This window comes from Pseudomonas trutticola BRTCR10 (genome assembly GCF_056155105.1).
Map to the genome: position 1 here is coordinate 3,811,047 of NZ_CM149552.1, position 17,109 is coordinate 3,828,155.

The window sequence follows — 17,109 nt, forward strand, 5'->3', positions numbered from 1 at the left end:
AAAAAGGGCGGCCAAATGGCCGCCCAAACGTACTACACGAGAGTCTTTTACAACGTCAGTTGTCCACGCTCCTCCTCGGTCAACTGCTGTTTCGCCTGTTCATCCAGCGCCCCCGCGCCCAGCACCTGCACCGGGCTGTTCGGGTTGTAACCCGGAGCCGGCGCGCGGCTGGCGCCATCGCGGGACGGTGCGAGCTGCTCATTGCCGAAACTCAACACCTGCACGGTAAACACCGACGCCTGATTCTGCCGCGCTGCCGCCTGCTGCTGACGGGCGACGTCTTCCGCCGCCTGGGTCGCCGATGACGCGGCGGAACTGGCTGAGGTGATGGCCCCGGTGTTGACCGCCGAGACCACCGGCACACCCGTCGACTTGCCCTGCACCGAAATGTTGGCGGCGTTGACCACCGTCAGCGCGGCGATGTTGACGTTGCCCGACACGCGAATCCCCGCCTCGCCCGCATCAATCGTGCCCAGCGGCGCGATCAGATCGATGTCGCCTGGCTTCACTTCGGCAATCGGATTGAGCGTGGCGATACCGGCACCCGTGCTCGGTACCGATGGCGACAGGGTCACGTTGCCCCAGGTGTCGTAGACGCGTTTCGGCGGGGTGTAGACCACAGTGGTTTTCGAGCCACGACCGGCGTTGATATCGCCTTCGGCCGACCAGCCGAGAATCGAGCCGCCGAAGGTGGTCATGATCCGGCTCTGACCGAGCAGGATGCTGCCCTGCGAATAGAGCTGAATGTTGCCCGAGCCCTGGGTGATGATCCCCGCCGTCGACGGTGGCGCTGCGCCTTCGATGCCGAACACCTGACCACCGCCCGGTGTGAGCATCTGGATGTCGCCGCCAAACAGCGTCTTGACCCCGGCGCCGCCGTACAGCGTGATGTCGCCGTCGTAGCGGATCGGATTGCCGGCCACATCGGTGGTCGGGAACAGCGCGGCAATGGCATTGCGACCGCGCAGGTAACTGCCTTTGCGCGGGCCGTCGACATCGTTGTATTCCAGGCCACCGGCACGCAGTTCGGCGAAGTACACCTGACGGGCGAAGATCGCCTGCTCGGCACTCGGCAACGCGGCGTAGAACGCTTGCGCCTGTTCGGCGCTGCCGCTGAAGCCGTAACCGAGGGTCAACCAGCTCTGTAGTTCGTCGAGATAGGTTTTGACCACCTTGCCCGGTTGCGCGCTGAGCGAGGTATCCGGATTGGCAACATTCAGCGTGTTCAGATACCGCGCGATGAACCGCAAATAATCCGGCCCCTGTGCCCCTGCGCCAGCCTGCAACACCACGCTCGCGCCAGGCTGGTTATCCCCGGCCACCAACGGCCCTATGCTGTTGATGCTGGCGCGATCCTCCATGAGGATGTTGCGCCCGGCATTCACGTCCAGAACACCCGGCCCGGCGATGTCGAAACTGCTATAGAGGATGTCGCGCCCGGCCGAGACCCGAGAGACATCGCCAGGCTGGCTGTGCACGAACAGATTGCCGGTAGAGGCGATCTGCTCGTTACTGCGGCCCCTGCCCTCGCTGGCCGAATACGTCTGTTGTCCCAGGTTCGTACCGGAAGCGACGATGTCGCGCCCCGCCACCATCCACACCGGACCCGCGGCTTCATACCAGGTGCGTTTCGTGGTCTCGAAGAACAATGTCTCGCCCGTACGAATCCCCACCAGATCACCGGTCAATGCATAGAAACGCGCCGGCCCCTGGACACGGCTCAACCCCGAGTAACTATCAGGACCAAAAGCAAAGAGTGGGTAGCGCGTATTGGTCTCCGCCAGCACACCGTCGCTGCCGGCGTTGCTCATGATCGGTCGGCTGTAGACGTTGTTGCCGTAGCCATTGAATGCAGGTGCAAAGGGTGTCGCGATGGCCGATGGGCTGGCACCTGACTGGTTGATGGCGTAGCCACCGGCATAGATCGAATCGCCTGCGATCAGCTCAAGCTGCCCCGCGTTCGAAGGCGCCAGCAGCAGCGAATAGTTCAGGGCCGGTGCAGCGTTGCCTACACCGTAAGCCGCTGACGGCCCGACATAAATCGAACCCTGGCCCGCGACGGCGCGCAGTATCGACGGGATCACGTAGCGATCATCGGTGGGCGACGTATTGAGCCCGTCGATTTTCCCTTGGACGGTGGTTTCCATCAGTTGGGTGTTCGGCGTCAGATTGCCGCCTGCCGAGAATAAATCGATGGCCGTGTGATCGGTCCACAGCGAAAACCCCGTCAAACCGCCACCGGCGTGGTAAACGCCATCGGCCGTGGTAAACGGTGTCGAGTTCTGCAGACGCACGCGGCCTGGGTCCGCAGCGCCACCGAGTACCAGATCGCCTCGGGTATTGAGGCGCATACCCGAGTCGCCGGGAATCAGCACCACCCCGCCGCTGGCATTGCTGGCCGTCGAATTGAACGGATCGAAGGCGCGCGTTTCCCTTGGGTCGTGAAACAGCGAAGACGCGCCGTACTGCAGATTGACCCCGCCCAACGCGGCGCCCGTCAGTTGCGCAGCACCACGCAGGTTGATGATCGCGCCCTGCAAATCGTGCGTCGGCGTGCCTGTACCTGGCAGGCCCGCGCGTGCTTGCAGAGACGGATTGAGGGTGCCACCGAGACGAATATCCAGGTCTCCGCCCCCGGTCAGTTGCAGGTTGCCGTCGCTACCGACGCGGCCGGTGCTGCCGACCGCCACGATCAGGCCCTGACTGCGTGGGTAAGCCGCATACTTTTCATCGCCCATGGCCTTGAGCATGCCGGCATCCCCGGTGGCGCTCAAACTGATGTTGCCGCCGCCCAACGTACCGAAACCGGTGAAGCCCACCAGATAGGGTTTGCTTTCCACACCCTGCATTGGTAGAGGCTGCGCAGCGTAGCTGCCAAAGTTGATCCACCAGGCCGTCGGCACATCGTCGTTTCCCGTCCCCTGGCGCCACAGCCAATTGCCCACCGCGACACTTGGAAGCTGCTCACGCGTGCCGTCGGCAACGGCAGTGGTACGACGGCCGAGCACGTCACCCGACACCGACCCGCCGGCATTGATCGTCAGGTTACCGCCCATCTGCGGATACCAGGCCTGATAAAGACTGGCACTGCCGCCATCGACCCATTTTTCGGCATCGCTGCCCGCGCTGCCCAACACCGAACCATCGGCCGACAGACGCCCTCGTGCCTGGTTGTAACGCGCATCGACGTTGCTCGATTGAGTGCCGGCGGTGTACACGCCAAACGGTGAAGCCATGCTCACGTTACCGGCAGCCATCAGGTCCAGGTCACCGGTGCCGGTGCGCAACACGCTGAACATTTGCGAATGGGCTTCGGCGCTCTTGCGGGGATTGTTTTCGATGCACAGCGCCGGATCGATGCTGCACCAGAACAATTCGTCATCGTTCATCGGCGTGTAATCCGGCATGCCCATCCAGTTACCCGGCGCCCACACCGTGCGCGCCATCGGCGCACAGGCGTCGGGCGCGATCTCGCAAAGCAGCAGGTATTCCTCTGGAACCGGTTCGTACGGAGTAAAGCCATACTCGTTACCTACGGCCCAGACCAGTTTGCCGGCCACCTCGATCATGGTCACACCGTAGTGGGTGTCCGCCAGCTGCAAGTTGCCGGCGCTGGCCTGAGGTTTCACTGCACGGCTGTCGGCTGCGGCCAGATCGGCGCCTGCCACCATGCGCATCGACCACGACGCACTGCCTGCCGGCAGCATGCTGGCAATCGCCCAGTTGCGACCTTGTTGTGTGCCATTGGACGGACGCAGATCGAGGAACACGGTGCCGTCCGCCAGCTTCACATTGGTCATGGATGGAATCAGCGAACCACGTAACAGCTCCAGCGTAGTGCTCAGCAAGACGCCGACCGTTTTATTGTCGCCATCGACAGCACCCGGCAGCGGCACACCTTTGGGCCATAGCAGGGTCTGTAACGCAGTGGCGTTGTTCAAACGAATGCCTGCGCCCAAACGACTGCCTGCCGGCAGGGTCACAGCGTTTTCGAGCAATGTGCCGGCGGCATACAGCAGATTGCCCACCGAGTCATGCACATCGCCAGCCAGCACGGTTCCGGCCTCAAGCGTATAGGGTGCGGCCAGCGTGCCCTGAACCGGCAACACAGTACCCGCTGCCAGCGTGGCGGCCTGAATCGGCAAGTCGTAGTTCAATGTTGCACCGACCGGGAAAAGCGTACCTTCGGCAAGGCTCACCCCGGCGCCCGGCACAATCAGGTCGCCACCGTACGGCTGAATGCCCGGTACCAGTTTCCAGCCAGCATCGTCGGCAGTTTCCGGCGGCGGCGCAAAACCGTCGTTGATGCTGCCGTAGATATCGAGATTGCCACCCGCCCGGATCAACAGGCTGCCCGCCTCACCGCTGCCATACACCGAGGTTCGGCGAGTGTTCGGGTTGAGGCTTGCATAACGGTAGCCGGACAGATCGAGATCGCCCTGTACAACCAGATCACCGTCGGCAGATTTACTGACGATTTCGACACCCGGGCGCAGGTGAAATACATCCGCGTAGGTCGCATTGTTGAGGCCGGCCAGTTTACGTTGCAGCAGATCACTGTTGTTCAGTGCCGCGTTGATAAAGCCGTCGCTGTCAGTGTGAATGCGGTCCAGGTAGCCCTGATCGATCACCTGATACGGGCGACCGCTGGCCGCCGGATCGGTGCCGTCGACGGCATCGCTGTAGCGGCGCACGGCGTTCAGCCCAATGGAGCGGGCACCTTGAATATTCACCGCGCCGCTGGCATCAATCGCAATGTCATTGCCGCCCAGGCGCGGTGCATTCAGCTCCAGCGTCCCACGCGCCAGACCATCGCGTTGTCCCGCCAGGTTTCCAGCCACTGCATCGGTGCCGTGACGCAGATCGATCCGTGCACCGGCGGCCAACGTCAGTACACCGTCAGCGGAATTGAGCTCGACCATGGCGCGGTTCGGCGCGTCGATGATCTGGCCGTAGCTGTCGACTCGCAGCACGCGGCCATGAGCATCCAGCACCGCGTCACCGGTCAGGCTCAAGCCGTTTTTGCCGGCCAGACGAATGCTGCCGACCCGTTCGCCACTGGCATCGATCAGCCCGGCCACGGTGAGGCTGCCGCTGTCCACCGAGACATTGACCTCGCCGGCCTTGAGCCCGTCACCGATGACCAGATCACCCTGCTTGAACTGGAAGCTGCGGCTTCCAGTCACTGCGCCCTCATTCAGGCGCTGGTTGAGGCTGGAGAAGGCCTGGCTCAAATCACCCTGCAGACGCTGAGCGCGAATGTCCACACCGGCGGCCTTGTACGGCACCCAGGTGCCGCCCGCATCGTAGTAGCCGCTGCTGCTGCCGACGATCTGCCCTTGCAGGTCAACCTGTCCGGCGTCGACGGCCAGGGCCACGACACTGAGTTGGCCGGCCTGATTGTTGACTGCCGACAGATCGATCCGCGAACCCGCCGCCTGATGAATATTGCCTGCGCTGCTGTGCAACGACACATCGCCGCCCCAGCTGTATTTCTTCACATCGTTGAACGGCAGGACGCGACCTGCCATGTCCACCTGCGCGCCGCTGCCAAGCGTCAGATCGTCCTCGGCATTGACCAGCAGTTTGCCGCTGGCAAGCACGATGCGACTGTCGAGCACAACGCTGCGTGCCGACAGACTCAGTTGCGCGCCGAGGGCATCCGCCACCGCCGTGGTGGCGGTGCCGCTCAGGCTCAGGTTGTTGCCGGCCTTGAGCTCGCTGACCGAGGCGGCTTCGCCGGTCAACAATGGCGTGCGCAGGTTGAGATTGCCACCGCTGTAGCTGAACCCCGTGACCGCGTCGTAAGCCCCTTGCGATTCGTACACCGCCAGGCTGCCCTTGTGGTTGGCGGTGATGCGTTCGCTGGCATTGAGGTTGACGTTGGCAAAACCCAGAGTGAGTCGGTTGTTGAGATCCAGACCATTGGGTTGTGGATTCGGGCCATAACCCAGTTCGATCCGTTGCGCCTGAATATCCAGCGTGCCGCGGCCGTTGCCAGCGCCATCCTTGACCACCGTGCCCGGCGCTTGCGTGGCACCGTTCCAGATCAGATTCCGGGTGCGAATCGTCGCCACGTCGCGGACACCTCCCGAGCCATAGATGGCCGGGGTGCCCAGCACCAGATTCTGCAATCGGCTCTCGCCGGTCTGTGGGTCGAGCGTGTCGAGGGTGACATCGCCGAAAAAGTTGAATGCATCGCGGGCCACCAGACTCAGGGTTTCCAGGGCTGGCGCGCCGAATTGCGTGTCGCCCTGCAACAAACGATCAAGCACGTTCTGGTTCAGCGTCAGGCCTGCGGGCAGACGACCGGTGGCCGCTGCCAGTGCTTGCGCACTGCCGGCATTCACCACGCCGACCGACAGTCCCAACTGGCGGGTGCCGAAACGAACGCTCTCGCCCATTTCGAAGTCTTTGTCGGTGGCGGCGATGATGCTGCCATTGGAGTACAGCAACGCCGGCGCCGTGCACTCGGCGGTCGGACAGGCGCCAATACGAATGCTCCCGCCTCCGCCCGGAGAAGGCGCAAGCACTGGCGTCCAGCCATTGGAGACCACCAGCAGGCTGTTGCGCTCCGGTACATAGATGAAACCGGCCGCCGCATCGTACGCAACGGCGCCGCGCCCCAAGGTATTGATGCCCGCTCCCGCATCAATCGTGATGCCGCCATTGGCGCTGGTGGTGCTTAGCACGACCTCCGGCGCCGAGAGGATGGCTCCCTCTCTCAGCGTGATGGCGGAGGTGCTGCCGATCATTTTTATGGAGCTGCCTTCCGCGCCGTAATACACGGTCGGGGTGCCACCGATGGTCAGTCGTCCGGCATTCAGCGCATTGAGGGTGTCGGCATACAGCGATACACCGGTAAACCCCGCCGTGCGCGTCCGCCCGGCGCCGAGAATCTCAAACTCACCGCCGGTATAACCGCCCTGGACGACAGTGGTGCCCATCACCCCGCCATCGGCGGGCTTGAACAGCACCCGCCCATTGAAGTCGAGAGCGTTGTCATGTTCGCCGCCGCTGACCATGCGCAGGTGCAGCGTGTTGCCGTCCAGCGGCGTGCGAGCACGTGGCAGGCCGCGCCGTGCGGCATCGTTGAGAACAAATTGGGTGTAGCCGGTTTCGTTGTACTGCGAATAACGCCGCAGGACATCGGCAGACGTCACAATCACCTGGCTGGGCAGGCTGTCACGAATGCCGGTATTGGCAATCGACATCTGCCCGGAACTGGTCCAGGAACCGTTGCGCAACGGCAACGCGCTGCCCATCGGGCCGGCCATCGCCTGACCATTGATTTCGACCCGGAAGGCACCCGGTAACAAGGCGAAGGTTGACGGCAGCAAAGTGTAGGTGCCCGGCGCCAGCCCGGGAATACCGGCCTGGAGCGTGATCTGCTGGCCGATACGCGGATCGACGGCGCCGGCCTCGGCGAGCATCGGCGCATAACGGCTCTGGTCACCCGCGACAATGGCATAAACGGGGTTGCTGGCCAGTCCCGGCAGGCTGAAGGTGCCATCGGTGGCATTGCGTACCAGCGGATTGAAACGTGCGTCGGTAGAGCCGCCTCGCCCGGAAACAAAACCGGCCCCGCGCAAATCGCCGCCCCCCGCAAGATCGATCAGCGCGCCGGCCTGTACATCGGTGTATTGCGCGTCGAGTATCACCCCGGATGTCGCACCGGCAATGCCATTGAGGATCACCGACTTGCCGTTGTATCGATAGTCGATCCCGTCGGTGGTTCCGCCATAAGGCATGACCAGTCCGGCGGCACTGACAGACGTCACGCTCCCGGGCAGCAGGTGCAATTCACGGGTTTTGACAAAAACGTCCTCACCCAGCGCAATGAGACCCAACGGCGCCCGAATCACGCCCCCCTGCTCAATGTGGCCAGCGCTCAATGTGAGGCTGCCGAACACCGAGTAAGGCAGTGTCGTCGGCGCCGCCCCGTGACTGCTGATACGCAACGTATGCTCCGGCACCGATCCGGCCTGGCTCTGATAACCCACGCGCACTTCAGCCTGGACACCACTGGCCGGATAGATTTGCGCTGCACGCAAGTGCATGTCACCGGGTGTCCACAGACGGCTTCGCTGTTGCTCATCACTCGGCGCGAGAAATCTCATGTCGCCTGCGCTGTCGAGCGTCACCTCAGCAAAGCCACGCCGACTGACCTTGAGCTCCGGTGCTCCTGCTTGCAAAACAGTCCCTTCGGTGCCAAAAGACAGCGAACTCCCAAGGTCCAGCAGGTTCGCAGAGGCGTTGAACTGCGCAGTGGACAACAGCGCGGTCGGGTTGCTCATGACCCGTGGACGAATCTTGCTGTCCGAACTCAGGTAAGTGCCCACCCCGGACAGGCGCAAATAAGGCGCACTGAGGTTGACCCGAGTGCTGTCCTTCGCCGACTCGGCCAGGGAAATGGAACCGGCGAACAGACTCAGACTCTGCCCCATGTTCAGGTCGACATCGCCCTCGAACGACATCAGGCCGTTGCTCAGCAGACTGACGTTATCGAAACCGCCACTGGTTAATTGATCAGCACTCAGACGCGTCCGTCCATAACGTAAAAGTGCCGCGGCTTCGCCCGCTTGCAGCGTCTGCGGCAGTGCCTCCGTCGGCCCTTGGCCGATGATCAATTCCCGTGGCACCCGCACCGCGTTGGTCATGACCGCGGCACCGTAGGCCGGCGTGTCCAGCGCGATTTCCAGACGTCCGCCCGCCGCGCCTGCACCACCGGCGCCGGCCTGCAGACTGCCTTCGATAAACAGGCCATTGTAGGAGCTCAAGGCAATGCGTCCGCCATCGGTGGCCACGCGAACCGGTCCTTGCCCGGTATTGTCCAGCACCGCTTGCGTGCCGGAAGCCTCCAGACGCGCACCTTGACGGACGATGACGTAAGCGTCGGCGGCGGTCGCGGTGGCCTTCTTCGCATCAATTTCGCCACCGAGGATGATCGAGCCGCCCTTGCCGACCTGACCGTAGACTCTGCCCAACGCATCCACTGCTGTCGCGGCCCGACCGGCGACATCGAGCACGGCATGCTCACCGATCCAGATCGAACGGTTGTGCGCCGTCGGATCCGCCTCTTGCAACGACGTTGCCACATCAATCGAGCCGAATTGCTGCTGACGGATATCAATGCTGCCGCCCCACGCGTTGAGCTCACCGTCCACCGTGATCTGACCTGCCCCGCGCAAGCTGATGCGCTGACCGGGATCGACGTTGATCCGTGAGCCCTGGCCGATGGACAACGGGCTGTCGGCGGGGTCAATCAAACCGGGGAACGTTGCGCCGGCCTGCAATGCAACGGAGGCACCAGCTCTTTGCGTCAGTACGCCCTTGAGCGGATTTTCCTGGAACAGCGTCGGCGTCCAAAGCTCAAGGGCATTGCCTGGTGTCGTACCGGACGGCACGTTCGAGGCTGATTCGGCGAAACGATAGACCGGCATCAGCACATCGAGGGCGGTGTCATCGGCCAGTTCCAGGCCCTTCAAACCGATGATGTTGTAGGCGCTGAAGCCCGAGCGGAACAGTCCCGGCGCCAGACGCAACGTCTGTCCATCGAGGCCCTCGCTGGCAGAGCCGATCAGCACCTTATTGGCCTGCAGGGTCAGCGTACCGCCGCCGCTCACGCCGTAACCCTGAATGTCACCATCAAGCACCATGTGTGACTGGCCGGGCGCGCTGTTGGTGCTGGATTCAAGGGTCACGTCGCCCCCCTTGCCGCCACGGGTCTTGCCGTTGGCCAGTATCGCGCCGCCCGATGAGACATCGACTTGACTGCCACTGGCCAGAAGGATGTCGCCGCTGCTGCGGATCGACACCGTCCCGCCGTCGATGTACGCCAGTCCGCCAGCGTCGTCCGGGTTGCTCGACAGGTTGCTCCAGAGACCTTGAGTCTGCAAATGCACACCCTGTGCAACGGCCACCCGCGCCTGTTTAGCCGCTGGCACCGGGAGGCTGACGTCGTCGCGTCGATTCGTGGCGAGCTGGTTCAACACGTTGCCAAGACGCAGGCTGCCACCTTGCGCTACCAGGTCAGCGTTGACCTGTACCTCAGGGCTGAACAGCGTGATGTCACCGCCATTGTCCAGCGCCACGCGGTCATTGACCTCAATGCTGTTTTTGGCGGAAATCTTCAGCGCCCCCAGCTTGAATCCATTAAGCAGCCCGGCATCGAGAAACAGTTTGCCCCGACGCTCTTCAGCGACCGCGCCAGCCAATCCTGAATCAGTACCGGTGTCACGCACGCCCCCGACCTGCACTTGATCCAGCAGCGGGCTGAGCTGATAAAGCAAGCCCGAACTGGCAGCGACATAGGCGGCATCGTAGCCACCCACGATCAACTGCCCACGCCGTGCCCGGGCGGTCTGCGCCTGCTCATATCCGTCGAGACCGGCCCGGGGGGTCCGGGTTTGCCGTTCGCCCTGAAACACCTCGCCCAACAGTTGACCGTCCAGCACGGCGTTGCCCGTGGCAATCACCAATTGCCCGGCGTCACGACCCACGGTATACCCGGCTTCCAGACGACGCGTCGGCGCGATCAATGGGCTATAGAAATATTCAGTCTGCCCCCAGCGCTCACTGCTACTTTCGTAACCTTTGTAAAGACCGCTGTAGAGAATGTCGCCCGGCGCACGGGAGACTTCGTATAAGCGCCCGTCGGCACCGCGCAGCCAGCTCTGGCGAATCTCGCCGCTTTGCACATCGAGCGTGCCGCCGGACAAATTGATCAGCGAACCTTTTTCGCTGATCACATCATTGCCGGAAAATCTCACTTCACCGCCCTGAGCCATCCATTCACCGATACCGTGGCCCTGGGTGCCAAGGTAACCGCCCACTTCCAGCAGCCCGCCGGCGGTGTACCAGCGGTCAGTGGCGTAACCGTTGGTGCCCACCGGCACGAAGACCAATTCGCGAACATCGACCCAGACATCGTTACTGTTCAGCGCACCGCTCTGGCGATTGACCGAGGCATCGCGCTGCTCGTTACCCTGCACGTTGATCTTGATGTTGTTGGCTTCCATGGCCACTTTCACGCCCAGGGCGCCGGAGACATCAATCACCGCCCCGTCGCGCACCAGATTGCGCTGGCCGGCAGCCACGGCGACCTGACCGCCAGTAGCGAGGGTGATCGAGCCTCGTTGAAACTCGACGGTACCCCCGCTGCCGATATCGATGCGTGACTGGTCACTGCGAATCCGGTTGTCGGCATTCACACCGATCAGCGCCGACTCGCGCTGACTGTCGAGGGCGGTCAGGTCGCTGCTGTCGAGCAGGATTGCACTGACGCTGCCTTCGCCCAATGTCACACGGCCCCGAGTGTCAGTGGCCGGATTGAGCAAGTGCACGGTGCCACGCGTCGCGACCGAAGTGCTCGCCAGCAGCACGCCGTTTTGCACGACGTCGCGGCCAGTCAGAGTGATGTCGCCCGTCGCGGCCTGAATCAGGCCGGTGTTGCTGACCTTGCCGGTGCTGTCAGCCTTGAAACCGGGAATGACCTCGCTGCCAAAGGTCGTGGAATAACCATTACCCTCGGTGCCCGAACCTTTACGAATGTAGAAGCGGTCACCCGCGCCGAGGACAGTCTGACCTTTGGCCGTGCTGATAGAGCCGTCGTTCTGCACTTCCTTGCCGAGCAACAGGGTGTAGCCGCCGGAATCAGTGGAAAGCGCAGGTTTGCGTGTTTCAATCGCGGCACCACGTTCCACAAGGACTTTGCCGGCAGCGTCGGTGAAGGTTGGCTGGCTGCCCTTGCTGTCGAAATACAGACCACGGTCGCGGAACTGCACATCGCTGATATCCGCCGCTGCCGCCACCAGGTTACGCACATTGACCTGACTGCTGCCGCTGAACACGATGCCGTTGCGGTTAATCAGGATGACGGTACCGTCCGCCTTGATCTGTCCTTGAATCTGGCTGGGCCGCGCGCTCGGATCATTGACCCGGTTGAGCACCGCCCAGTTGGACTGCTGGGCAAATTCCACCGTGGTATTGCGCCCGACGTTGAAGGTTTCCCAATTGAGAATCGCCTTGTCGGCAGTCTGCTCGATCTTCACCGAGGTCTTGCCGTCGGCCTGGGTTTGTTGCGGGCCTTTGGCATTCATCCAGCCCTGGGCCAGGCTGTTGTCGACTTTCAGACCGCCCTCGCCCAGTCCATCGGGCACCACTTGCACACTGCCCACTGCGGCGGCGCGTCCGGCCGCTTGTGCCGCCTGCTGGGCGGCGATCGCCGCCACGGTGTTGTTGAGTGTCTGCAACGAACGCTGTAACTGCTGATTGGCCCGCTGCTGCTGGGCCAGCGGTGGCGTCATCCCCGGCAAACCACCCACGCCAGGTCTCGCCGCCGCTGCTTGCTGCGCAACACCTTTAGCGGCAAACCAGCTCGAGCTGAACGCGGTTGCGGCCTCGGCACTGCCCGCCACCAGACACAACGCCATCGCCTGGGCCAGCGGCTTGAGCAACCACTGGGCCGGATCGCCAGCGCCACGGTTTGCAGGCTGGACACGGGTACTGCGACGGGAGGTGCGAGCAAGCATCACTACAGATCCTTTTTGATTGCAGGCCGGTTCAGCCCTGCTGTTACGACATAGGCAGTTGGCGAGCATCACGACCGAACGGATGTCACACAAATTTCATGTTCGAGGTGTAAATCGGCAAAAAAAATGGCAGCAGCCCGAAGGCAGCTGCCATTTCATTGCGCGTGAAACGAGGCTTGCTTAAGGACGACCGACACCGTTGCAGGCGTTGGCGTTGTTGATGTCCAGGTTGTTGCCCGAGCTGTTGGTGATGAAGTTGGCGGTCACAGCGGTTTTCCAGTTGTTTGGAACCGGCGTGAAGCTGTGGGCAACGGTGGCAACGTTGTTGCCCGGGTTGCTGTAGTGAGTGGTCAGGAAGGCTTTGACATCAGCGGCCACGGCTGCGTCCTTGTAGCACTGGCCGAAGATGAAGTTGGTGTAAGCCACGATCGGATAACCGGTGGCCGGGTTAGGCACGACTGGCGCCCACTGTGCCGGGTTGGCCGGCGCGGTTGGCAAGGCAGCAGTGCTGAGTGCCAGGGTCACGTTGGCGTTGGTTGGCTGTACGCCATTGACGCGGGCAACCACGGCGTTGCTGGTTGCGTTCACGCCGTCCGGACCGACGTAACCGATGGAACCGTCTACGGCGTTCACGGCAGTCGCCACGTCAGCGGTGTTGGCTACGCCGACCCAAGTCGAAGGCAGAGCAGAACCGGCTGGCAGACGAGCGTTGCTGAAGGTGGAGTTGACGGCGAATTTGCCTGGGCAAACAGCATTCAAGTGGCGGCTGAGGATTTCAGTGGTGCCACTGGAAACGTTGCGGTAAACCACACGGATCGGAGTGGTGTCGGAAGTGCCCAACAGGGTACCCCAATCGGTCACGCTGCCCGAAAGCGCGTTGCACAGCTGAGTGCTGGTCAGGTTAAGCGCGGTCTGGCCGGCTTTTTTGTACGGAATGGCAACCGAAGTGGCCACCGATGGCAACTGGATCAGCGGGCCGTATGAAGTACCGAAGTTGGTGGTGTAGGTGCTGAGTTCCGAAGCGCTGAGAATCGAATCGCTACCGGCGAAGTGCACAGTGCCGGTGGTGCTGAACTGTGCAGAGTTGTTGGTCAGGAAAGCACTTTTGCCAACGCCGCTACCGGTCACGGCGTAGCTGAAGTTGGCAGGCAGGATGCTGTTGGCAGAGCCTTTGTACAGAGCGGCAGGCAGTGAAGCGCCACCACCGGTTACGGCCATGGCCTGGGCAGAGGCCAATGCGGCGACAGTCAGTGAGGCTGCGATCAGAGTGCGCTTGAACATGAAGAATCTCCTTTTCAACTGGGTTGTGAACACAGGGTTTCGGATGGCTTGCATGACACTGGGAGGACTCACCGGGCCCTCGCTAGCGCTGGCCCTGGTTGAGTCGCACTGAGAAATTCGCAGTTTCCGGTGACAGATAAAGGAAAAAACCTCGGGAGCTGCGGGGTGTTTCTGAAGGGATTTTCTCGGGTGTTTGTCGGATGCTGCGCAGCGTCTGGATCGCGGGTTTGGCTGAATCGGGCTGGAGCCGTTGGCGGGTGGTTGCAGATGACAGAAAGGAGAACCCGAGGATCGGGGAAACATGGCTCGGGTGATGGAGAATCTTTTGCAAAAACTTTGAATGATCTATTGGCCTGACTGGCCTCATCGCTGGCAAGCCAGCTCCCACAAAGAACCATGTCGTCAATGCGATCTGCGACACAACACAAAAACCTGTGGGAGCTGGCTTGCCAGCGATGAGGCCGGCCCAGTCACCATCAATATTTCAGACACACCACTACTGGACCAGTTGGTTGATCTCGATGATCGGCAACAACACCGCCATCACAATCACCAGCACCACCCCGCCCATCACCACAATCATCAGCGGTTCGAGCAACGCCGTCATGCCCATCGCCCGCCGCTCGATATCGCGGGACAACGTCTGCGCCGCCCGCTCCAGCATAGGCGGCAGCGAACCGGTTTTCTCACCACTGGCGATCAGGTGAATCAGCACCGGCGGGAAGACGTTTTCCACTCGCAATGCTGCGGCGAGGTTGACGCCTTCGCGCACCTTGGCCGTCGCCTCAGTGACACTCAGGCTCAAGCGATCGTTGGACAGTGTCTGCCGCGCTGCTTCCAATGCGCGCAACAGCGGCACCCCGGCGCCGCCGAGAATCGCCAGGGTCGAGGCGAAACGTGCGGTGTTCAGACCCAGGATAAAACGCCCGAAAAGCGGCAACTTCAACACCCGATGATGCCAACTCAAACGCGCCGCCGGATTGCGCAGATACAAGCGCCAACTCCAGAAGCTTGCGCCCATGATCCCTGCACACAGCCAGCCCCAACTACGGATGAAATCACTGGCATTGAGCATCGCCAGGGTAAGCCCCGGCAAATCCTGCCGCGCCTGGGAAAACGCGCTGACTACCTGCGGCACGACGTAACTGAGCAGGAAAATCACAATGCCGATCGACACCAGCCCGACCACGCCCGGATAGATAAACGCGGTGAGAATCTTGCCGCGCAGGTTGTTGCGCTCCTCGATGTAATCCGCCAGGCGCTCCATGACTTGCGCCAGATCCCCGGACTCTTCCCCCGCCGCAATTAGCGCGCGATAAATCTCCGGAAAATCCCGTGGCCGCGCCGCCAGCGATTCCGCCAGACGCATGCCGCTGCGCACATCGGCGCGCACGGCGCTGAGGGTGTGGGCGATGTGTTTTTTCTCGGCCTGCTCGACCGTGGCACTCAGCGCGGCCTCCAGCGGCAGACTGGCGCCCAACAGACTCGCCAATTGCCGCGTGGCCCAGGCCAGATCGTTGTCCGAGAGCTTGGCGCTGAACAATCCGCCACCGCCATGGCTGGCGACATTGCTTTCCTTGTGCACCGATAACGCGGTCAAACCACGCCCGCGCAACGCACTGAACGCGGCGCCCTGACTGTCCGCTTCAAGGTGCCCGGATTCGATCTTGCCGGTCGCATCGGCGGCTTCAAAACGATAGCGATTCATCAGGCGTCCCGTGTCACACGAAGGATTTCTTCAGGGGCGGTGGCGCCGCTGCGGATCCAGCGCTCACCGTCCTCGCGCAGGCTGAACATCCCGGCCTTGGCCGCCGATGCACGCAGAGCCTGCTCCCCTGCACCTTGGTGAATCAGGGTGCGGATGTCGTCGTCGATGCAGAACAATTCGTGAATGCCGGTGCGGCCGCTGTAGCCGGTTTGATTGCAAGCCGCGCAGCCGACCGGGCGCCACGTCCCCGGTGTCGCCGGGTCTTCCTGTTTGCACTGATTGCACAAGCGTCGCACCAAGCGTTGCGCGAGTACGCCAAGCATCGACGAGGCCAGGAGAAACGGTTCGACGCCCATGTCGATCAAGCGGTTGACCGCCGACACCGCGTCGTTGGTGTGCAGCGTTGCCAGCACCAAATGCCCGGTCAGCGACGCCTGCACGGCGATTTGTGCGGTTTCCAGATCGCGGATCTCGCCGATCATGATGATGTCCGGGTCCTGGCGCAGGATCGCTCGCAGCGCCAGCGCGAAGGTCATGTCGATCTTGGCGTTGACCTGAATCTGGCTGATGCCCGGCAGGTCGTATTCCACCGGGTCTTCGACGGTGAGGATGTTGCTGGTGCTCGCATCGAGTCGCGCCAGGGCGGCGTACAGGCTGGTGGTTTTTCCGCTGCCCGTCGGGCCGGTAACCAGCACGATGCCGTGGGGCTGGCGGATCAGGTGATCGAGTTTGGCCAACACCTGCGCGTCCATGCCGAGGGTTTCCAGATGCAGACGCCCGGCCTGTTTGTCGAGCAAACGCATCACCACCCTTTCGCCATGCCCGGTCGGCACCGTTGAAACACGAATATCAATCGGCCGCCCGGCCACGCGCAAAGCGATGCGACCGTCCTGCGGCAGGCGTTTTTCGGCGATATCGAGTTGCGCCATGATCTTGATCCGCGACACCAGCGCACCGTGCAACGCCTTGCGCGGCGAGACCACGTCACGCAGCGTGCCGTCGACCCGGTAGCGCACCACCGAATGGGTTTCGAACGGTTCGATGTGAATGTCACTGGCCTCGTCGCGCGCGGCTTGGGTGAGCAAGGCGTTGATCATGCGAATCACCGGTGCGCCGTCCTGGGTGTCGAGCAGGTCGGTGATTTCCGGCATGTCTTGCATCAAGCGGTCGAGGTCGACTTCGTTTTCTGCTGCGCCGACCACCGCTGCCGCACTACCCGTGTCGGCATAGGCACTGGCAAGCAAGCCATCGAGTTCGTCATCGCGCACGCGCTGAATCGTGGTCGCACCAAACTGCCGCCGCGCCTCGCTGATCGACCAACCCGGCGTTGACGGGCACACCGTCAGTACGCCATCGCACAAAAGAATCCGCTGTGCCTTGGCCCAGGCGTAAGGCAACGCACTCATCGCCGCCCCTCCGCAACCCGAATGATCTCCCCGATGGCAATGCAATCCCTTGGAACACTGGGATCCCCTGTGGCGAGGGGATTTATCCCCGATCGGCTGCGCAGCAGTCGTAAATCCTGCACATGCGGTCCATCAGTAAAATCCGGGTGACTGGTTTTGGGGCTGCTGCGCAACCCATCGG

4 protein-coding genes are annotated in these 17,109 nt (G+C 62.4%); all 4 read right to left on the bottom strand.

The genetic code is table 11. The features are described from left to right. Positions 1 to 47: 47 nt before the first annotated feature. Entirely contained in the window at positions 48 to 12,533 is a 12,486-nt protein-coding gene (locus ACVVH8_RS17235; protein WP_475225130.1) for a filamentous haemagglutinin family protein, read from the bottom strand. Positions 12,534 to 12,713: 180 nt separating this feature from the next. Next, positions 12,714 to 13,814 (bottom strand): substrate-binding domain-containing protein, encoded by a 1,101-nt coding sequence (locus tag ACVVH8_RS17240; protein ID WP_103302418.1) that lies wholly within the window; start codon positions 13,812 to 13,814, stop codon positions 12,714 to 12,716. 496 nt (positions 13,815 to 14,310) lie between these two features. Then, positions 14,311 to 15,522: a type II secretion system inner membrane protein GspF gene (gene gspF / locus ACVVH8_RS17245; protein WP_475225133.1), complete on the bottom strand. Its 1,212-nt coding sequence runs from the start codon at positions 15,520 to 15,522 to the stop codon at positions 14,311 to 14,313. Beyond that, the gene (gspE, locus tag ACVVH8_RS17250; protein WP_201233666.1) at positions 15,522 to 16,928 is read right to left on the bottom strand and encodes a type II secretion system ATPase GspE; all 1,407 of its coding nucleotides are present in this window, start codon (positions 16,926 to 16,928) and stop codon (positions 15,522 to 15,524) included. Before gspE ends, gspF begins: the two co-directional genes overlap by 1 nt. Positions 16,929 to 17,109 lie beyond the last annotated feature (181 nt).

Coding starts and splice junctions, on each gene's coding strand:
- ACVVH8_RS17235 (WP_475225130.1), bottom strand. CDS start 12,533: ATGCTTGCTCGCACCTCCCGTCGCAGTACCCGTGTCCAGCCTGCAAAC.
- ACVVH8_RS17240 (WP_103302418.1), bottom strand. CDS start 13,814: ATGTTCAAGCGCACTCTGATCGCAGCCTCACTGACTGTCGCCGCATTG.
- gspF (WP_475225133.1), bottom strand. CDS start 15,522: ATGAATCGCTATCGTTTTGAAGCCGCCGATGCGACCGGCAAGATCGAA.
- gspE (WP_201233666.1), bottom strand. CDS start 16,928: ATGAGTGCGTTGCCTTACGCCTGGGCCAAGGCACAGCGGATTCTTTTG.